Below are 19045 nucleotides of genomic sequence, written 5' to 3'. Positions count from 1 at the left end.
GACTACCAGCTGGTGGCCAGCGGACGGCCCTCGTGGAAGCCGGCCGCCGACTGGACGCCGACGACCGCCCGCTCGTGCAGCTCGGCGAGGCTGGCCGCGCCGGCGTAGGTGCAGGCCGAGCGCACGCCCGAGCAGATCTGGTCGACCAGGTCCTCCACCCCGGGACGCGCGGGGTCCAGGTACATCCGCGAGGAGCTGATGCCCTCCTCGTAGAGCCCCTTGCGCGCCCGGTCGTAGGCCGACTCCGTCGACGTGCGGTTCGCGACGGCCCGGGCCGAGGCCATGCCGAAGGACACCTTGTAGGCGCGCCCGTCGGCGTCCTCGGTGAGGTCGCCGGGCGACTCGTGGGTGCCGGCGAACCACGAGCCGATCATCACCGATGAGGCGCCCGCGGCGAGGGCGAGCGCGACGTCGCGAGGGTGCCGGACGCCGCCGTCGGCCCACACGTGGGCGCCGAGCTCGCGGGCGGCCGCGGCGCACTCGAGGACGGCGGAGAACTGCGGTCGGCCGACGCCGGTCATCATCCGGGTCGTGCACATCGCCCCGGGGCCGACGCCGACCTTGACGATGTCGGCACCCGCCTCGACCAGGGCGCGGGTGCTGCCGGCGGAGACCACGTTGCCGGCCACGACCGGGACGGCCGGGTCGAGGGCCCGGACGGCGCGCAGCGCCTCGAGCATCCGGTCCTGGTGCCCGTGCGCGGTGTCGACGACCAGGCAGTCGACGCCGGCGGCGAGGAGCTCGCCGGCCTTGGTGGCGACGTCGCCGTTCACGCCGATCGCGGCGGCCACCCGCAGGCCGCCGCGCGCGTCGGTCGCGGGCTGGTAGAGCGTGGCGCGCAGCGCGCCGATCCGGGTCAGGACGCCGAGCAGCCGGCCGTCGCCGTCGACCGCGACCGCGACCGCGACGCGGGAGGAGTCGAGGCGGTCGAAGGCCTCGCGCGGGTCGGTGTCGGCCCCGATGACCACGCTCGCGGGCCGCATCACCTGCCCGGCCTGGGTGAAGCGGTCGACCTCGCGGCAGTCGGCCTCGCTCACGACGCCGACCGGCCGTCCCTCGACGACGACCACCGCGGCGCCGTGGGCGCGCTTGGGCATCAGCGAGAGCGCCTCGGCGACCGTCTGGTCGGGGCGGAGCACGATCGGGGTGTCGAAGACCAGGTGGCGCGACTTCACGAACCCGACGACCTCGGCGACCACGGAGGACGGGATGTCCTGCGGGATGACGGTGATCCCGCCGCGCCGGGCGACGGTCTCGGCCATCCGCTTGCCGGCGACCGCCGTCATGTTGGCCACGACGAGCGGGAGCGTGGCCCCGGTGCCGTCGGTGGTGGCCAGGTCGACGTCGTAGCGGCTGGCGATCGAGCTCGCGCCCGGCACCATGAAGACGTCGTCGTAGGTCAGGTCGTGGGCCGGAGGGACGTCACTGAGGAACTGCACGTGCCGGGACTCTAATCCGTCACAGCGGCCGGCCGAACATCTGTGCGGTCTCGCGGGCGGTCGGCGTCCCGAGGTCGGGGTCGGCGCCGGCGTCGAGCAGCACGGCGACGACGGCGTCCTCGCCCTTGAACAGCGCCCCCGCCAGCGGCGACTGGCCGCGGTCGTTGAGCGCATCCACGTCGGCGCCGCGCGTGGCCAGGCCGGCCACCGCCCCGGCGTGCCCGTGGTAGGCCGCCAGCATGAGCAGCGTGTTGCCGCCGGCGTCGGTCAGGTCGGCCGGCACCCCGGCGTCGACGTAGGCCAGCAGCCGCTCGACCTCCCCGTGCCGGGCCAGGTCGAGCACCTGGTGGGCCAGCTCGACCAGGTCGGCACTCGGTTCGCTCACGCTCCTACCATGGCAGCCGTGGTGACCACAGCGACCGCCCCGGGGCGGGTCAACCTGATCGGCGAGCACACCGACTACAACGACGGGCTGTGCCTGCCGATCGCGATCCCCTACGTCACGACCGTGCGCGCGACGCCGCGCGACGACGGCCGGCTCCGGGTCGTCAGCGCCCAGCAGGACGGGCCGGCGGGGGCGTGGGAGGGCACCCTCGCGGACGCGGGGCCCGGCCGGGTCGAGGGCTGGGCGGCCTACGCCGCCGGCACGCTGTGGGCGCTGGACCGGGCCGGGTACGACGTGCCCGGGCTCGACCTGGAGGTCGACAGCACGGTGCCCGTGGGCGCCGGCCTGTCGAGCTCGGCCGCGCTCGAGGCGGCGGTCGCCGCCGCCGTCGTCGGGTCGACCGGCCGCGACCTCGACGCCGCGGTCCGTCGCGACCTCGTCGCGGTGTGCCGGCGGGCCGAGTCGGAGGTCGTGGGGGCGCCGACCGGCGGCCTCGACCAGAGCGCCGTGCTGCTCACCCGGCCCGAGAGCGCGCTGCTGCTCGACTTCGACGGCGCGGACCCGCAGGTGGTCCCGTTCGCCCCCGACGCCGACGGGCTGGCCCTGGTGGTCGTCGACACCCGCGTGTCGCACGCGCTGACCGACGGCGGCTACGGCTCCCGGCGCGAGGAGTGCGACCGGGCGGCCCGGGCGCTCGGCGTCCCGTCGCTGCGGCGGGCCACCCTCGACGCCGTCGAGGAGCTGGACGACGACGTCCTGCGCCGCCGGGCCCGCCACGTCGTCACCGAGAACGTGAGGGTCGAGCAGGCCGTCGCCGCGATCGGGGTGCGCGACTGGACCCGCCTGGGGCTGCTGTTCTCCGCGTCCCACCTCTCGATGCGCGACGACTTCGAGATCTCCTGCCCCGAGCTCGACCTCGTCGTCGACACCGCCGTGGGGGCCGGGGCCCTGGGCGCCCGGATGACCGGCGGCGGGTTCGGCGGCTCCGCGATCGCGCTCGTGCCCCTCGAGCGCGTCGAGGCGTGCCGCCGCGCGATCGACACCGCCTTCGCCCTCGCCGGCCACCGGCCGGCCGCCCACCTCGACGGGACGCCGTCCGGCCCCGCCACCCTGGTCTGACGCCCGGGTCGGCGGGTCCCGGCGGTCAGGTCGCCGAGACGCCGATCCGACCCTCGCGGAAGGCCGCGACGAAGGTGGCGTGGTCGGCGCGGACCTGCTCGGCGTAGGTGCGGCCGAAGTCGACCACCCAGGCGACGAGGTCGTCGTCGCGGCCCTCGATGCTCGCCGCGATCGCCTCCTCGACCTGGAACTCGACGAGGTCCTGGTCGCTGTCCTCGTCGGAGGCGCAGTGGATCTTGGCGGTGGCGCGGCCGAGCAGGTCGACGACCTGCGCGATGTCGCTGGGCTCGGTGAGGTCCTTCCAGTCGAGGTCGACCTCGTAGGGCGACACCTCGGAGACGACGTACCCGACCCCGTCGAGGTCGGTGTAGCCGAGCATCGGGTCGGTGTGCACCTGCAGGGCGCGCTGGCTCACCACGGTGCGGTGGCCCTCGTGCTCGAAGTAGCGCTCGACCGCGGCGGCGTCGACGAACCGGCTGATCGCCGGCACGTTGGCCTGCTTCATCGACAGCAGCACGTCGTTGTCGAGGGCCTGGCTGTAGCCCTCCACGAGCAGGCTGTACGCCGGCAGCCCGGCGCTGCCGATCCCGAAGCCGGACTTCCCGGCCACGTCGCGCAGGTCGTAGAAGAGGTCCCGCTCGGCGCGGCGGCGCGGCGGGATGGTGTCGAGGTAGCGCTCGAAGGCCTCGACGACGGCGGCCCGCTCGCCGTCCTCGAGGCGGCGGATCGTCGGGTCGTCGTCGCGGAACCGGCGGGTGCCGTCGACCTCGCGGGTGTTGGCGTCGAGCAGGTCGGCCCGCCGGCGGCGTCGCGCGCTGATCAGCGCGTGGCGCACCGGGCCCTCGGTGTTGTCGAGGTGCAGCGAGAAGTCGTCGTCGGTCGGGCTCTCGACGTAGGCCGCGACCTGGTCGAGGTAGGACCGGACGTAGCGCTCGGTCAGCGCGGCAACGTCCTCCTCGGGCAGCGCCTTCTGCCAGCCGACCAGGGCCAGCGAGGCCGCGAAGCGGCGCAGGTCCCACGTGTAGCTGCCCAGGAACGCCTCGTCGAAGTCGTTGACGTCGAAGACCAGGCGGCCGTCGGAGTTGAGGTAGGTGCCGAAGTTCTCCACGTGCAGGTCGCCGTGCACCCAGATCCGGGCCGCGTCGCCGGTGGCGAACGGGTCGTCGTCGCCGCCGGTGATGACGTCGTGGAAGAACAGGCACGCCGTGCCGCGGTAGAAGGCGTGGGGGTCGCGGGCCATGGTGCGGTACTTGGCCCGGAACGCCGTCGGGTCGGCCTCCATCAGCGGGGCGAAGGCGTCGCCGAGCACCGAGACGATCACCTCGGTGCGGTCGTCGGTGCTGCTGGCGGCGGCGTCGCTGGTGTCACTCATGGGCCCACCGTGCCAGATGCTCCCGCCGGGTGGGTGGCCGTACTCAGTCGGGTCGAGTACGGCGGCACGCGTCGCGGGCCTCGATCCGCAGCAGTCTTCTGGTCATGACGAACCAGACGCCCACCAAGAACACCAACGCCTTCTTCGCCATGGCCGGCATCTCCTTCGCCGTGTCCCTCCTGGCCCTGATGTTCGCGATCCTCTACCTCGACGCCGACCCGTGGGCCAAGGCCTTCCTCGCGATGGGGACGCTGTTCCTCACCACCTCGGCCTTCACCCTCGCCAAGTGCGTGCGTGACAACCAGGAGAGCCAGTCGGTCGTCCACCGCCTCGACCAGGCCCGCGTCGACCGCCTGCTCGCCGAGCACGACCCGTTCCGCGCCGTCTCCTGACGTCGTCCCGCCCCGCCCGCCGCCGGTGGGTCCGCGTCCCCGCGGACCCACCGGCGCTGTGCTTTGATCGACGGATCCCTCCACCCGCACCACCACGAACAGAGGAGCCGCCCCGTGCCCAACCCCGCGTTCGCCAAGCTCAAGCAGGCCGCCACCATCGTCCTCCACGCCGGCGACAAGGCCGTCCGCACCGCCACCCCGGTCGTGAGGCGGGCCGCCGACGACGTCCGCGACCGCCTGCACCGGCCCGGCGCGCCCGCGCCCGCCGCACCGGCACCGGGCAAGAGCGCCGCGACCGAGGAGGAGGCGCCGGCCGCCGGGACCGGGACCGAGCCACGGCCGAAGGCGGGGTCGACGAGCGAGCCGAGGAGCGAGCCGGGCATCTCCGTGCCGTCCCCGGCGGCGATCGCCAAGAACGTCCCCCACCAGCGCCCGGTCGCCAAGCCGGCGCCGACCCCCGAGAAGAAGGCGTCCGACGTCCCCGGCGGCAAGCTGCCGCCCCGCCGCTGACCCACCCCCCACCCCCGCTGACCCGTCGCTGATCACTGACGGGTCAACCAGGTTGGGGCGCTGACCCGTCGCTGATCACTGACGGGTCACCTGCAAAACCCCGCTGACCCGTCGCTGATCAGCGACGGGTCAGCGCGGTTGGAGGCGCTCACCCGGTAGGACGGGCGCGCGGCGGGCCAGTTCGTGTCACCGTGGAGGCATGCCCCTCCTCAGCACCGTCGGTTCCCTCGTCCGTCTCCCGTTCCGCATCGTCGGAGGGGCGGTCGGGCTCGCGAAGGCCGCGGTCGGCCACCGGGCTGACGACTCCGACCGGACCCCGCCGTTCCCGGGCAAGGCGCAGCCCGCTCCCGACCCGCGGCCCGCGAGGGCCGGCACGCCGGTGGCCAAGACGCCCGCGAAGGGTCCCGTCGCCACCGCCACCGCCACCGCCCCGACGAGCACGGGCGTCGCCGTCCCTCCGGAGGAGCGGGCGACGGGCAAGCCCGCGCCCACGAAGGCGACCGCCACCAGGACGGCGACGAAGAAGGCGACGACGCGGAAGGCCGCAGCGAGCGCACCGGCGGCCACCCCGGAGGACCTGCCGGAGCCGGTGACCGACATCGACGCGACCGCCAGCGCCGACGACGTCGACATCACCCCGTCCGACGTCGCCGACGTGATGGGCAGCCAGCTCGACGACCGGCCGCCCAGCCCGTCCTGACCTACTTCAGCTCGGCGCTGGACAGCCCGAGGATCCGGCGCGCCACGATGAGCTGCTGGATCTGCTGGGTGCCCTCGAAGATGTCGAGGATCTTCGAGTCGCGCGCCCACTTCTCCAGCAGCTCGGTCTCGCTGTAGCCGATCGACCCGGCGAGCTCGACGCACCCGAGCGTGACGTCGGAGCCCACCCGGCCGGCCTTGGCCTTGGCCTTGGACGCCTCCAGCGAGTTCGGACGGCGGTTGTCGGCCATCCAGGCGGCCTGCATCATCAGCAGCCGGGCGCCCTCCCAGTCCGACTCCATCTGCAGCAGCCTGGCCGCCGCCGCCGACTGCAGGATCGCCGGCCGGTCGTGGTCGACCACGACGCCGGCGTCCGCGAGGAGCTCGCGGGTCAGGTCGAGTGACGCGCGGGCACACCCCACGGCCATCGCCGCGACCAGCGGCCGGGTGTTGTCGAACGTCGCCATCGCCCCGGCGAAGCCGCCACCGCTGGTGTCGACGTCGGGCGACCCGAGCAGGTTCTCGCGCGGGACGCGGCAGTCCTCGAGGATGATCGTCGCGGTGTCGGAGGCCCGGATGCCCAGCTTCCGCTCGAGACGGTCCACCCGCATGCCGGGCGTCCCCTTCGGCACGACGAACGACTTGATCGCGGCCCGTCCGAGGTCGCGGTCGAGGGTGGCCCAGACGACGACGTGGTCGGCGCGCTCGCCCGAGGTGACGTAGACCTTCTCGCCGTTGAGGACGTAGGCGTCGCCGTCGAGGGTCGCGGTGGTGCGGATGTTGGCCGAGTCGGACCCGACGCCGGGCTCGGTGATCGCCATCGCCGCCCAGACGCCGGCGAACCGCTCGAGCTGCTCGTCGTCGGCGACCGAGGCGATCGCGGAGTTGCCCAGGCCCTGGCGCGGCATCGACAGCAGCAGCCCGACGTCGCCCCAGCACATCTCGGCGATCGACATCACCGAGGCCAGGTTGGCGCCGTTCCTGGTCGCGCCGGCGGTGCCGTCGTCGTCCTCGCGCCGGACGCCGGCGGCACCGGCGCCCTCGCCCGCGCCGGACTCGGAGAGCCCGTCGATCATCGCGGCGAGCAGGTCGAGCTCGCGGGGGTACTCGTGCTCGGCGCGGTCGTACTTGCGCGAGATCGGCCGCAGCATGTTCATCGCGACCTGGTGGGCCTGGCCCACCAGCGGACGGAACTTCCTGGGGTCGTCGAGGTTGATGGCCACTACACGATCACCGTTCCTTCCAGGACGGCGACCGCGCGCAGGTCGCGGTACCACCGTTCGACGGGGTGTTCCTTGACGAAGCCGTGGCCCCCGAGCAGCTGGACGCCGTCGAGGCCGATCCGCATCCCCCGGTCGGCGCAGGCTTGGCGGGCCAGCGACACCTCGCGGGAGAAGTCCTCGCCCGCGGCGGCCCGGGCCGCCGCCTTGTGGGTCAGCAGCCGCATCGCCTGGAGCTCGATGGCGATGTCGGCCACCATGAACGCCACCGACTGGCGGTGGGCGACCGGCTCGCCGAAGGCGTGCCGCTGCTTGACGTAGGGCGTCACGTGGTCGAGCACGGCCTGCGCGGTGCCGACGGCGAGGGCGCACCAGGCCAGGCGCGCGAGCCGCACGCACTCGGTGTAGGTCGACCCGTCGGCCTCCCCCAGCACCGCGTCGGCGCCGACCCGGACGCCGTCGAGGCTCAGCCGCGCCAGCGACGCGGCGCGGACGCCCATCGCCGGGTCGGCCTCGATCGCGAGGCCGGGGGTCGACGACTCGACCAGGAACAGTGTCGGGCGGCCCTCGAGACGGGCGCCGACCACGAACAGCTCGGCCGCAGCGCCCCGGGGCACCGCCGTCTTGATGCCGTCGAGCCGGTACCCGTCGCCGTCGCGGACGGCCGTCGTCGCCGGTGCGAGGACGTCGAAGAGCACCGCCGGCTCGGTGAGCGCGAGCGCGGCGCACGCCACGTCGTCGCCGGTGAACGCCGGCAGGTAGGTCTGCTGCTGGGCGTCGGTGCCCCACAGGCCGATCGCGGTGGCGACCGAGCCGGGGGCGAGGTTGGCGACGGCGAGCCCGAGGTCGCCGTGCGCGAGGGCCTCGGCGACGAGGGTGCCCGCCATGGCCGACCGCTCCTCTGAGATGCCGCCGAGCGACTCGGGCAGGCCGAGGATCGGCAGCCCGATCTCGCGCCCGGCGCGGAGCACCGCCTCGGGAGCGGCGCACTCCTCGTCCGCCGCGGCGGCCGCGGGGCGGAGAACCTCGGCGGCGTACTCGGAGACGACGTCGACGAGCATCTGCTCGTCCTCGCCCGGCGTCAGGTCGAAGAGGCCCGAGCGGCGGGCCGGTGCCGGGCGGGCGCCGGGCACGCGGTCGCCGGCGCGGGCGAAGGCCCGGCTGGCGGCCGTGACGGTGCGGAACCCGCTCCGGGTGACGGTGAAGACCGCCTGCTCGGCGGGCCGGCGCAGGCCCACCCGGTCGAGGAGGTCACTCTGGGCGAGCCGGTTGAGGCCGGCCACCAGGTAGCCGACCGGGTCGCGCGCCTCGGAGGTCGGGACGCCGTGGCGGCCGCCGGGTCGCAGGCTGGGGATCAGGGACATGCGAGTTACTGTAACGCCGAGTTACACACACGGCTACGGGCGACCGGGTGGCCCTGGTCACCCGGCTCCTCCCTAGGATCTGCGCCATGTCCGACGACGCACCGCTCGCTCCCCACGGCCCGCTGCCCACCGGCGGCACCGTCCGGCCGATGACCCGCTGGGGCACCCCGGTCATGCACCGCCCGCAGGCCCTGGTGACGGCCTACGACGACGAGCTGCGCACCCTGGTCGCCGACATGGTCGCCACGATGTACGCCGCCGACGGCGTCGGGCTGGCGGCCTGTCAGATCGGCGTGGACCGCGCCGTCTTCGTCTTCGACTGCCCCGACGACGACGGCGTGCGCACCGTCGGCGTGGTCTGCAACCCCGTGCTCACCCTCCCCGAGGGCAAGGACCGGCACCTCGAGGTCGCCGACGAGGGGTGCCTGTCGTTCCCCGGCGCTTTCGTCGACTGCGGCCGCCCGGACTTCGCCTCCGTCAGCGGCACGGGCGTCGACGGCGAGCCGGTCGAGTTCGCCGGCGACGGGCTGCTCGCCCGCTGCCTGCAGCACGAGACCGACCACACGCTCGGCACCGTCTTCGGCGACCGGATCCCGACCCGCGCGCGCAAGAAGCTGCAGAAGCAGCACGACGCGGCCGCCGAGGACTACCCGCCCGGGTGGCCGGTCGACGCGGGCTGACGGCGTCCGCTACCGCCGGGCGGTCACGTAGCAGGCGACCGCGCAGGCGGCGCCGACGTTGAGCGAGTCGACCCCCGCGGCCATCGCGATGGTGGCGCGGCGGTCGGCGGCGCGCTCCCAGCGGGGCGAGAGCCCGTGGCCCTCGGAGCCCAGCACCAGCGCGACCCGGTCGAGGCCGGCGACGGCGTCCTCGATCGGGACGGAGTCGGGCGCGAGGGTGAGCGCGACCGTGGTGAAGCCGGCGCGCGACAGCGACGGCAGGGCGTCGTCCCACTCGGGGAAGCGGGTCCACGGGACCGAGAAGACCGCGCCCATCGCCACCTTGATCGAGCGCCGGTAGAGCGGGTCGGCGGCCCGCGGCGCGAGCAGCACGGCGTCGAAGCCGAGCGCGGCACCGGAGCGGAAGATGGCGCCGACGTTGGTGTGGTCGACGACGTCCTCGAGCACCAGGACCGAGCGCGCGCCGTCGATGACGTCGGCGACCGTGCGCAGCGGACGGCGCTCGAGGCTGGCCAGGGCGCCGCGGTGCACGTGGAAGCCGGTGACCTGCTCGGCCAGCGCCTCCGACAGCACGAAGCAGGGCGCGTCGGTGGTGGCCAGGACGTCGGCGAGGCCGTCGAGCCAGCGCGGCGCCATCAGGAAGGACCGGGGCGTGTGGCCGTGCTCGACCGCGCGCCGCACCACCTTCTCCCCCTCGGCGAGGAACAGCCCGTGCTCGACCTCGAGGGTCTTGCGGAGCTGGACGTCGCGCAGGTCGCGGTAGTCGCCCAGGCGCGGGTCCGCGGGGTCGGCGATCTCGACCAGCTCAGCCACCGGCGTACCGCTCCGGGTGCGCCACGGCGACGACCTCGCCGACGACGATGATCGCCGGCGGCTTGACCTGCTGCTCGGCCAGGTCGCGGGTGAGCTCGCCGAGGGTGGACAGGACGGTGCGCTCCCCCGGCATCGTGCCGTCGCTGACGACCGCGACCGGGGTGGACGCCGCCCGTCCGCCCGCGAGCAGCGCGGCCGCGATCTGGGGACCGTGCTCCACCGCCATCATCAGCAGCAGGGTCCCGCGCAGCCGCGCGACGGCGTCCCAGTCGGTGAGCGAGCGCTCGTGGCCCGGCGGCAGGTGCCCCGAGATGACGGTGAACTCGTGGGCGACGCCCCGGTGGGTCACCGGGATCCCGACGATCGCGGGGACGGCGACCGGGCTGGTCAGCCCCGGGACGACGGTCACCGGGACGCCGGCCGCGCGGCAGGCCAGGACCTCCTCGTAGCCGCGGCCGAAGACGAAGTTGTCACCGCCCTTGAACCGCACCACGCGGTGCCCGGCGAGCGCCCTCTCGACGATGATCCGGTTGATCTCCTCCTGCTGGGCCGAACGGCCCCGGGGCAGCTTGGCGACGTCGATCAGCTCGACGTCGCTCGGCAGCTCGCCGAGCAGCTCGCGCGGCGCGAGCCGGTCGGCCACGACGACGTCGGCCTCCATCAGCGCGCGGCGTCCGGCCAGCGAGATGAGCTGGGGGTCCCCCGGCCCTCCGCCGACCAGGGTGACGCCCGGCGTGTGGGCACCCTCGACCCCGCGGTGCCGGGCCGCGACGATCGTGCCCTCCCGCAGCCCGTCGAGCACCTGGTCGCGCACCGCCACCGAGCGGCGGGGGTCGCGGCCGCCGTGCACCGCGACCGTGACGCCGGCGGCCCGGCCCACGGCCGGGGTCCAGGCGGTGGCCCGGCTGGCGTCGTCGGACCGGACGCAGAAGATCCGGCGCTGTTCGGCCGCGACCGAGACGGCGTCGTTGACCGCGACGTGGTCGGTGGCCGCGACGACGTACCAGGCGCCGTCGAGGTCAGCGGCCTCGAAGCCGCGGCGCACCCAGGTGGCCTCACCGGCCCCCACCAGCCCCTCGATCGCGGGGGTCACGTCGGGCGACACGACCACGACGTCGGCACCGGCCCCGATCAGCTGCGGCACGCGGCGCTGGGCGACGTGGCCGCCGCCGACCACGACCACCCGCCGGCCGCCGAGCCGGAGGCCGGTGGGGTACAGCTGGTCGTCGTCCACGGGCTCCATGGCTGGCATCATCCCGTACGTTGGCCGCATGGTCCTCGAACGCCCCGTCACACCCAATCCCTACGACCTGCTGGCCCCCGTGCCGTCGTTCGCGGTGAGCAGCGCCGACGTCACCGACGGCGCCCCGCTGAAGGACGACCAGGTCGCCGATGCCGGCAACACCTCGCCCCAGCTCACCTGGGAGGCCGTCGAGGGGGCGCAGAGCTACACCGTCACCTGCTTCGACCCGGACGCGCCCACGCCGAGCGGGTTCTGGCACTGGGTGCTCGTCGACCTCCCGGCCGACGTGACCTCGCTCGACACCGGTGCCGGCGCCGAGGGGGCGAGCCTGCCCGGCGCGGCCTTCACCTGCCGCAACGACGGCGGCACGAAGGCCTTCATGGGCGCCGCGCCGCCCGAGGGCGACCAGGTGCACCGCTACTTCTTCGTCGTCCACGCCGTCACCGAGCCCACGCTGGGCGTCGACTCCGACGCCTCGCCGGCGGTCGTCTCGTTCAACCTCGCGTTCAAGACCGCGGCCCGGGCGATCCTGCACGGCACCTACCAGCACTGAGCCGTGGCGATTCCGGTGCGGCACGAGCCGGAACTCGCCCGGGGGTTTCGTCGGCGCTCGCCGGGGCTCGCTTGCTCAACCTCCGGGTGGCTTGGCAGCGGCAGGCCGGGGGTTTCGTCGGCGCTCGCCGGGGCTCGCTTGCTCAACCTCCGGGTGGCTTGGCCTCGGCAGGCCGGGGGTTCCGTCGGTCATCCGCCGGCGCGGCGCATGAGCTCCTCGAACGGCGTGGGGTCCTCGAGCTCCTCCTCGACCGAGCGCGGGCGGTTGACCGCGGGCCGGCGTCCCAGGAGGGCGGCGAGCTCGCGCGCGGCCCGGGTGATCCGGCCGGAGAGGTCGGCGTCGCTGCCGAAGTCGTCGGTCGCGGCGAAGACCGCGGTCGGGACGACGAGGGCCCGCAGGTAGGAGAACAGCGGCCGCATCGCGTGGTCGACGACCAGCGAGTGGCGCGCCGAGCCGGCCGTGGCGCCGAGCAGGACCGGCGTGCCGATGAGCGCGTCGCGCGGCAGCAGGTCGAAGAACATCTTGAACAGCCCGCTGTAGGACGCCGCGAACACCGGGCTCACCACGACCAGGGCGTCGGCCGCCGCGACGGCGTCGTGCGCGGCCTGCAGCTCGGGCCCGGCGAAGCCGGTGAGCAGGTGGTCGGCGAGGGGTCGCGCCAGCGGCCGCAGCTCGACGACCTCCAGCTCGACCGGACCCAGCTCGCGCACGACGGCCTCGGTGAGGCGGTCGGCGAGCAGCCGGGTCGACGAGGGGACGCCGAGCCCGGCGCTGACGACGACGACACGGGTCATGCCGAAACCTTCTCAGCCGTCGCCAGGGAAGCGCCAGCCGCCGTCGCCGCGACCCGCGCGGCGTGGGTGGGCGCGTCCGGCACGTGTGCCGGCCGCCCCTCGGCGAACCCGGCCCGCAGGTCGGGCAGCACCTCGCCGAGCAGGTCGAGCTGCTCGAGCACGGTCTTGAGCGGCAGCCCCGCGTGGTCGACGAGGAACAGCTGGCGCTGGTAGTCGCCGACGTAGTCGCGGAAGCCGAGCGTGCGCTCGACCAGCTCCTGCGGCGAGCCGACGGTCAGCGGCGTCTGCTGGGTGAAGTCCTCCAGCGAGGGTCCGTGACCGTAGACCGGCGCGTTGTCGAAGTACGGACGGAACTCACGGACGGCGTCCTGGCTGTTGCGCCGGATGAAGAACTGCCCGCCGAGGCCGACGACCGCCTGGTCGGCCGTGCCGTGGCCGTAGTGCTCGAAGCGCCTGCGGTAGAAGGCGACCATCTGCTGCGTGTGGCTCGCGGGCCAGAAGATGTGGTTGTGGAAGAACCCGTCGCCGTAGTACGCGGCCTGCTCGGCGATCTCCGGGGTCCGGATCGACCCGTGCCAGACGAACGGCGCCACGCCGTCGAGCGGGCGCGGGGTGGCGGTGAAGCCCTGGAGCGGGGTGCGGAACCGGCCCTCCCAGTCCACGACGTCCTCGGTCCAGAGCCGGCGCAGCAGGGCGTAGTTCTCGAGCGCCAGGTTCACGCCCTCGCGGATGTCCTTGCCGAACCAGGGGTAGACCGGGCCGGTGTTGCCCCGGCCGAGCATGAGGTCCATCCGGCCGTCGGTCAGGTGCTGCAGGGTGCCGTAGTCCTCGGCGATCCGCACCGGGTCGGTGGTCGTGATCAGCGTCGTGGACGTCGACAGGATGATCCGCTCGGTCTGGGCGGCGATCCACGCCATGGTCGTCGTCGGGGACGAGGCGACGAAGGGCGGGTTGTGGTGCTGGCCGACCGCGACGACGTCGAGCCCGACCTCCTCGGCCTTCCTGGCGATGGTGACCTGCGCCTTGATGCGCTCGTGCTCGGTCGGCGTCCGCCCCGTGGTGGGGTCGGTGGTGACGTCACCGACGCTGAAGATGCCGAACTGCATGACCGCTCCTGGTGTCCGAGGTAGTTGAAAGGTTGATCACTCGTGGAACGACCGTCCGGCCCGGCGTATTCCGCGGCCCGCGCCTCGCCGGGGCGGGCCGGGGGCGGGGCGGAGCGGGACGGGGCGGGACGGTGCGGCCGGGCCGGTCAGCCTGCGGCGCGGCTGAGGAGGAGCACGGCCCGGTCGTCGTCCCCGCGGGGCACCTGCAGCACGATGCGCCGGGCCGCGCCGGCCGCGCCGCGGCTGAACACGCGGGCCGCGGTCTCCTGGAGCCAGTGGATGCCGTCGTCGATGTCGCCGCCGCGCTCCTCCACGACGCCGTCGGTGTAGAAGAGCAGCGCGTGGCCCGGCTCGAGCACCCCGTGGGCGGCCTCCAGCCCCGGGTCGTCGAGGATGCCGAGCGCCGTCCCGCGGGCGCTGTCGACGCTCCAGGCCCCCACGCCGTCCGCCCCGGGGTGCCAGCGCAGCGCCGGCGGGTGCCCGGCGCTGAGCACGGTGTACCGCCCCGACGTCAGCTCGACGCTCACGTGGACGGCGGTCGCGAACGTCTCGGCCGAGTGCTGGCGCAGCAGGAACGCGTTCGCGGCCTCGAAGAGCCGCGGTCCGCGGAGCGCGCCGACCATCCCGCCGATGGCGCCGGCCAGCAGCAACGCCGACGGGGCCGCCTTGACGCCCTTGCCGACGACGTCGACGAGCACCAGGTCGAGCAGCTGCTGCTCCTCGTCGAGGTCGGCCACCATGAAGTCACCGGCGTACCCGACGCCGTGGGCCGCGACCATCGCGGTCTCGCACAGCCACCCCTCCGGCAGGTCCGGGACGCGGCCCTGCGCGTTCAGCCGGTCGCGGAGGTCGGCGAGGAGCGCCTCGCTGAGCGGCGTCGGCAGGCCGCTGCGCTGGCGGCTCGACACGTACAGGGCCAGCGCGACGAAGACGACCAGGATCACCAGGCCGGCCCCGCGGCTGCCGGCGTCCTCGGCGACCGTCAGGCGGGCGGTGACGGCGGCGGCGGAGGTGGCGGCCGCGAGCACGACGAGGGGGCCGAACCGCAGCAGGAGCGTCCCGGCGAGCAGCCACAGGAAGAAGCCCGACAGCGGGAACCAGTCGTAGGCCAGCATCGAGACCACGAACGAGACCAGGACGCCGACCAGCAGCGCGGCCAGGGCGACCAGCTGGCTCTGCTGGGTACCCGACCGCCACTGGTCGATCGCGTCGCGCAGCCAGGTCACCCGGGCACGGTAGTGGGCCCGCGCCGTCGGTGCCGGCGGACGCACCGATCCGTCACGGGTTCGTGACTCACCCCTCCGCTCGGTTGACGCGCCGCCGGGGAGCGACCACGGTCGACAGATGACCCAGACGGAACCGACAGCGACCACGGGATCAACCACCGGATCGGGCGCCCCCGCCCCGAGCGACCGCAACAGCCTCACCCTCGGGCCCGACGGGCCGATCCTCCTGCACGACCACCACTTCATCGAGCAGATGGCCCACTTCAACCGCGAGCGGGTGCCGGAGCGCAACGTGCACGCCAAGGGTTCGGGCGCGTTCGGGACGCTGACGATCACCGGCGACGTCGAGCAGTACACGAAGGCCGCGGTGTTCAGGAGGGGCACGACGACCGACATGCTGGCCCGGTTCTCGACCGTCGCCGGCGAGATGGGCTCCCCCGACACCTGGCGCGACCCGCGCGGGTTCTCGCTGAAGTTCTACACCTCCGAGGGCAACTGGGACCTCGTCGGCAACAACACCCCGGTCTTCTTCGTCCGTGACACGATGAAGTTCCCGCACTTCATCCGCTCGCAGAAGCGACGCGGCGGCTCCGGGCTGCGCGACAACGACATGCAGTGGGACTTCTGGACCCTCAACCCGGAGTCGGCGCACCAGGTCACCTGGCTGATGGGCGACCGCGGCATCCCGCGGTCGTGGCGCCACATGCAGGGCTACGGCAGCCACACCTATTTGTGGTTCAACGAGGCCGGCGAGAAGTTCTGGGTGAAGTTCCACTTCCACAGCGACCAGGGCGTCGAGTGCCTCACGCAGGAGGAGGCCAACCGGATCGCCGGCGAGGACTCCGACCACCACCGCCGCGACCTCTACGACTCCATCGAGGCCGGCGACCACCCGAGCTGGACCCTCAAGGTCCAGGTGATGCCCTACGACGAGGCGCGGACCTACCGGTTCAACCCGTTCGACCTCACCAAGGTGTGGCCGCACGCGGACTACCCGCTGATCGAGGTCGGCACGATGACGCTCGACCGCAACCCCGAGAACCACTTCGCCCAGATCGAGCAGGCGGCGTTCGAGCCGTCGGCTATCGTGCCCGGGATCGGCTTCTCGCCCGACAAGATGCTGCTCGGCCGGGTGTTCGCCTACGCCGACACCCACCGCTACCGCATCGGCCCGAACTACCAGCAGCTGCCGGTCAACCGGCACCGCGTCGAGGGCGCCTACACCTACCAGTTCGACGGGCCGATGGCCTACGACCACACCGGCGACCGCTCCAAGTACGCCCCGAACACCTACGGCGACCCGTACTCCGACCTGACCGGGCCCGCCGAGGACGGCTGGGAGGCCGACGGCGCCTTCGTCCGGGAGGCCTACACCCTGCGCGAGCAGGACGACGACTTCGGCCAGGCGCGCACGATGGTCAACGACGTCTGGGACGACGACGCCCGCGAGCGGTTCGTCGGCAACGTCGCCGGCCACCTGCTCGGCGGCGTCAGCGAGCCGGTGCTGGAGCGCGCCTTCGAGTACTGGAGGAACGTCGACCCGGAGATCGGCAAGCGCATCGAGGTGGCGGTCCGCGCCGACGCCGGCAACGACGTCGCCCCCGGCCCCACCGACGTCGAGAACCCCGTCTGACCGCCGAGTCGGCGTTCGCACTCGACGCGAACGCCGACTCGGCGGGATCCGGCTTGATCTTCACGCCGACTCGGCGTGATCCGACTCGACCTCCGCGCCGACTCGGCGTCAGAGGGGGGCGCGGAGGGTGACGTGGGCGGGGTGGCGGACGCCGGCGACGTCGACCTCGAAGCCGCCGCGCGCGAGGTCGGCGGAGGTGACGGGCGCCGCGACCGGTCCGCCGAGGCGCAGCGAGGCCAGGCCGACCGCCGCGCCCACGGTGGCGCCCCAGGCGGCGCTGGTGACCTGCCCGCACGGGACGCCGTCGCGCAGCAGCAGCTCACCGCCCCAGACCATCGGCTCGGGGTCGTCGAGGACGACGGAGACGACCCGGCGCTCGGGCCGCGCGGCCTCGAGCGCGGCGCGGCCGACGAACTCCTTGTCACCCTTGAGCGCGGTGGCGAAGACGAGGCCGGCCTCGCGCGGCGTCACGGTCGGGCCGAGCTCGCGGCCGAAGGCGCGGTAGCCCTTCTCCAGGCGCAGCGCCTCGATGGCCAGGTAGCCGGCGTCGGTGGCGCCGCCGTCCCGCAGCACCTGGAGGACGACGGGCGCGGCGTCCGCCGGCACCAGCAGCTCCCAGCCGACCTCGCCGACGTAGGTCATCCGGGTGGCGCGCAGCGCGACGCCGGCGAGGGTCAGCTCGCGGCTGGTGGCGTGCGGGAAGGTCTCCTCGTCGAGGCCCAGGAGCGCGGGCGAGCGCGGGCCCATGACGCCGAGGACGGCACAGTCCTCGGTGACGTCGCGGGCCGCGACGCCGTGGCGGGCCAGCCAGTCGAGGTCGCGGACCGTCGTGGCCGAGCTGGAGACCAGCAGGAACGCCTCGTCGGCGGTGCGGGTGACGGTGAGGTCGGCCTCGTAGCCGCCGCGCTCGTTGAGGAACGGCGTGTAGACGCACGCCCCGACCGCGACGTCGACGTCGGCGGCGCAGACGCGCTGCAGCCCGGCGAGCGCGTCGGGCCCCTCGACGACGTACTTGGAGAACGACGTCTGGTCGAAGACGGCGACGTCGGTGCGGCACGCCACCTGCTCGGCGACGCACGCGTCGAGCCAGGCCGGGCGGCCCCAGGTGTGGTCGAGGTCGGCCGGCCCGAAGACCAGCGGCCGCTCCCAGCCCATCCGGGTGCCGAAGACGGCCCCGGCGGCGACGTTCTGCTCGTGCAGGGACGACGTCCGCTGCGGTCGGCCCGAGGTCATCTCCCGCAGCGGCCACGGGACGGCGTAGTGCAGGCCGAGCACCTCCGCGACGCGGGAGCGCAGCCAGTCCTCGTCGCCGTGGAACGGCGCGAAGCGACGGATGTCGACGGCGACCAGGTCGTCCTGCGGCTCCCCCGCCACGATCCACTCCGCGAGCGCGCGCCCGGCCCCGCCGGCCGAGGCGATGCCGACGGAGTTGAAGCCGGCGCCGACGAAGTACCCGGCCAGCCCGGGGGCCTCGCCCATGACGAACTGGTTGTCGGGGGTGAAGGACTCCGGCCCGTTGTAGAACTTGCGGATGCCGGTCTCGGCCAGCGCCGGGATCCGGTGCACGGCCTGGTCCATCAGCACCGAGAAGTGCTCCCAGTCCTCCTCGAGGAGCTGGAACTCGAACGGGTGCGGGAGGTCCGACGGCGAGCGCCAGGGCTTGGCGTCCGGCTCGAACCCGCCGACGACCAGGCCGCCGGTCTCCTCCTTGAAGTAGGTCCACCCGTCGGGGTCGCGCATGATCGGCAGGTCGGGGTGGCAGCCGGCGACCGGCTCGGTGACGACGTAGAAGTGCTCGGCGGAGTGCAGCGGCACGGTGACGCCGAGCGGGTCGGCCAACGCCTTGGCCCACTGGCCGCCGCAGTTGACGACGACCTCGGCCTCCACGACGCCGTGGTCGGTCTCCACCCCCGTCACCCGGCGTCCGGCGCCGGTGCCGCCCCCCGCTCCGGGGGCCCCTCCGGCGACGGTGAAGCCGGTGACCCGCACCCCCTCGACGACGCGGGCGCCGCGCTGCCGGGCGCCCCGGGCCAGGGACTGGGTCAGGTCGGTCGGGTTGACCTTGCCGTCGCCGGGCAGCCAGATCGCCCCGAGGACGTCGTCGACCTGCATCGCCGGCCACAGCTCCTGCGCCCGCGCGGGGCCGACCAGCTCGCACGGCATGTCGTAGGCCGTGGCGCTGGCCGCCGTGCGGCGCAGCTGCACCATCCGCTCCTCGGTGCGCGCGACGATGACGCCGCCGACGTTGCGGTAGCCCGTGGCGAGGCCGGTCTCGGCCTCGAGGGACTCGTAGAGCTCGGCGGAGTACTGCACCAGCCGGGTCCCGGACTCCGACGCCCGCAGCGGTCCGACCAGCCCGGCCGCGTGCCAGGTGGTGCCGCCGGAGAGGTGGCCCTGCTCGAGGAGCAGCACGTCGGTCCAGCCCAGGCGGGTCAGGTGGTAGGCGACCGAGCAGCCGATGACGCCGCCGCCCACGATCACCACCTGCGCACGCTGC

At 74.1% G+C, this 19045-nt stretch carries 18 protein-coding genes; 7 read left to right on the top strand and 11 right to left on the bottom strand.

Going from position 1 to position 19045, the window contains the following annotated elements; translation table 11 throughout:
• Positions 1–2: 2 nt before the first annotated feature.
• A complete protein-coding gene (locus FE634_RS09985) occupies positions 3–1439 on the bottom strand; it encodes a GuaB1 family IMP dehydrogenase-related protein (protein ID WP_187366873.1) in 1437 nt (478 codons plus the stop codon).
• A 19-nt stretch (positions 1440–1458) separates the two neighbouring features.
• Positions 1459–1824 (bottom strand): ankyrin repeat domain-containing protein, encoded by a 366-nt coding sequence (locus tag FE634_RS21010; RefSeq protein ID WP_137291885.1) that lies wholly within the window; start codon positions 1822–1824, stop codon positions 1459–1461.
• 9 nt (positions 1825–1833) lie between these two features.
• On the opposite strand from FE634_RS21010, the gene galK reads away from it, so the two are divergent.
• On the top strand, positions 1834–2943 hold the full coding sequence (galK, locus tag FE634_RS09980) for a galactokinase (protein ID WP_138875780.1): 1110 nt from the start codon (positions 1834–1836) through the stop codon (positions 2941–2943).
• Positions 2944–2968: 25 nt separating this feature from the next.
• Here galK and FE634_RS09975 read toward each other — a convergent pair whose 3' ends face one another.
• The gene (locus FE634_RS09975) at positions 2969–4315 is read right to left on the bottom strand and encodes a DUF2252 domain-containing protein (protein ID WP_138875779.1); all 1347 of its coding nucleotides are present in this window, start codon (positions 4313–4315) and stop codon (positions 2969–2971) included.
• A 104-nt stretch (positions 4316–4419) separates the two neighbouring features.
• Here FE634_RS09975 and FE634_RS09970 point away from each other — a divergent pair, with 104 nt between their 5' ends.
• From FE634_RS09970 to FE634_RS09960, 3 genes are all read left to right on the top strand, one after another.
• Positions 4420–4707, top strand: a complete 288-nt coding sequence (locus FE634_RS09970; RefSeq protein ID WP_137291888.1) for a YiaA/YiaB family inner membrane protein — start codon at positions 4420–4422, stop codon at positions 4705–4707.
• 114 nt (positions 4708–4821) lie between these two features.
• Complete coding sequence (locus FE634_RS21005; protein WP_187366872.1) at positions 4822–5217, top strand: hypothetical protein; 396 nt, start codon at positions 4822–4824, stop codon at positions 5215–5217.
• Positions 5218–5416: 199 nt separating this feature from the next.
• Positions 5417–5917, top strand: coding sequence for a hypothetical protein (locus FE634_RS09960; protein ID WP_148240554.1), 501 nt, complete (start codon positions 5417–5419; stop codon positions 5915–5917).
• A 1-nt stretch (position 5918) separates the two neighbouring features.
• Here FE634_RS09960 and FE634_RS09955 read toward each other — a convergent pair whose 3' ends face one another.
• Both FE634_RS09955 and FE634_RS09950 read right to left on the bottom strand, forming a co-directional pair.
• Positions 5919–7139: an acyl-CoA dehydrogenase family protein gene (locus tag FE634_RS09955; protein WP_222847698.1), complete on the bottom strand. Its 1221-nt coding sequence runs from the start codon at positions 7137–7139 to the stop codon at positions 5919–5921.
• Complete coding sequence (locus tag FE634_RS09950; RefSeq protein ID WP_137291890.1) at positions 7139–8500, bottom strand: acyl-CoA dehydrogenase family protein; 1362 nt, start codon at positions 8498–8500, stop codon at positions 7139–7141. The genes FE634_RS09955 and FE634_RS09950 overlap by 1 nt, the downstream gene beginning before the upstream one ends.
• A gap of 86 nt (positions 8501–8586) precedes the next feature.
• Here FE634_RS09950 and def point away from each other — a divergent pair, with 86 nt between their 5' ends.
• Positions 8587–9180, top strand: coding sequence for a peptide deformylase (def, locus tag FE634_RS09945; RefSeq protein ID WP_137291891.1), 594 nt, complete (start codon positions 8587–8589; stop codon positions 9178–9180).
• Positions 9181–9189: 9 nt separating this feature from the next.
• Here the strand turns inward: def and FE634_RS09940 are convergent, their stop codons facing one another.
• Both FE634_RS09940 and cobA read right to left on the bottom strand, forming a co-directional pair.
• The gene (locus tag FE634_RS09940; RefSeq protein WP_138875778.1) at positions 9190–9993 is read right to left on the bottom strand and encodes a TrmH family RNA methyltransferase; all 804 of its coding nucleotides are present in this window, start codon (positions 9991–9993) and stop codon (positions 9190–9192) included.
• Positions 9986–11236 (bottom strand): uroporphyrinogen-III C-methyltransferase, encoded by a 1251-nt coding sequence (cobA, locus tag FE634_RS09935; protein WP_137291893.1) that lies wholly within the window; start codon positions 11234–11236, stop codon positions 9986–9988. Before cobA ends, FE634_RS09940 begins: the two co-directional genes overlap by 8 nt.
• A gap of 28 nt (positions 11237–11264) precedes the next feature.
• Between cobA and FE634_RS09930 the strand changes: the two genes are divergently transcribed.
• Positions 11265–11789, top strand: a complete 525-nt coding sequence (locus FE634_RS09930) for a YbhB/YbcL family Raf kinase inhibitor-like protein (RefSeq protein ID WP_148240553.1) — start codon at positions 11265–11267, stop codon at positions 11787–11789.
• Positions 11790–11977: 188 nt separating this feature from the next.
• On the opposite strand, the gene FE634_RS09925 is transcribed toward FE634_RS09930, so the two are convergent.
• The 3 genes from FE634_RS09925 to FE634_RS09915 form a co-directional block, all read right to left on the bottom strand.
• Positions 11978–12583, bottom strand: coding sequence for a CE1759 family FMN reductase (locus FE634_RS09925; protein ID WP_137291895.1), 606 nt, complete (start codon positions 12581–12583; stop codon positions 11978–11980).
• Positions 12580–13689, bottom strand: coding sequence for an LLM class flavin-dependent oxidoreductase (locus FE634_RS09920; RefSeq protein ID WP_137291896.1), 1110 nt, complete (start codon positions 13687–13689; stop codon positions 12580–12582). The genes FE634_RS09925 and FE634_RS09920 overlap by 4 nt, the downstream gene beginning before the upstream one ends.
• A 146-nt stretch (positions 13690–13835) precedes the next feature.
• On the bottom strand, positions 13836–14915 hold the full coding sequence (locus tag FE634_RS09915; RefSeq protein WP_137291897.1) for a PP2C family protein-serine/threonine phosphatase: 1080 nt from the start codon (positions 14913–14915) through the stop codon (positions 13836–13838).
• A 118-nt stretch (positions 14916–15033) separates the two neighbouring features.
• On the opposite strand from FE634_RS09915, the gene FE634_RS09910 reads away from it, so the two are divergent.
• Positions 15034–16548, top strand: coding sequence for a catalase (locus FE634_RS09910; protein WP_138875777.1), 1515 nt, complete (start codon positions 15034–15036; stop codon positions 16546–16548).
• A gap of 108 nt (positions 16549–16656) precedes the next feature.
• On the opposite strand, the gene FE634_RS09905 is transcribed toward FE634_RS09910, so the two are convergent.
• Complete coding sequence (locus tag FE634_RS09905) at positions 16657–19032, bottom strand: GcvT family protein (RefSeq protein ID WP_262347642.1); 2376 nt, start codon at positions 19030–19032, stop codon at positions 16657–16659.
• Positions 19033–19045 lie beyond the last annotated feature (13 nt).

This window comes from Nocardioides sp. S-1144 (assembly GCF_005954645.2).
Classification (GTDB): domain Bacteria; phylum Actinomycetota; class Actinomycetes; order Propionibacteriales; family Nocardioidaceae; genus Nocardioides; species Nocardioides dongxiaopingii.
This window is presented reverse-complemented; position numbering and strand designations above follow the sequence as displayed.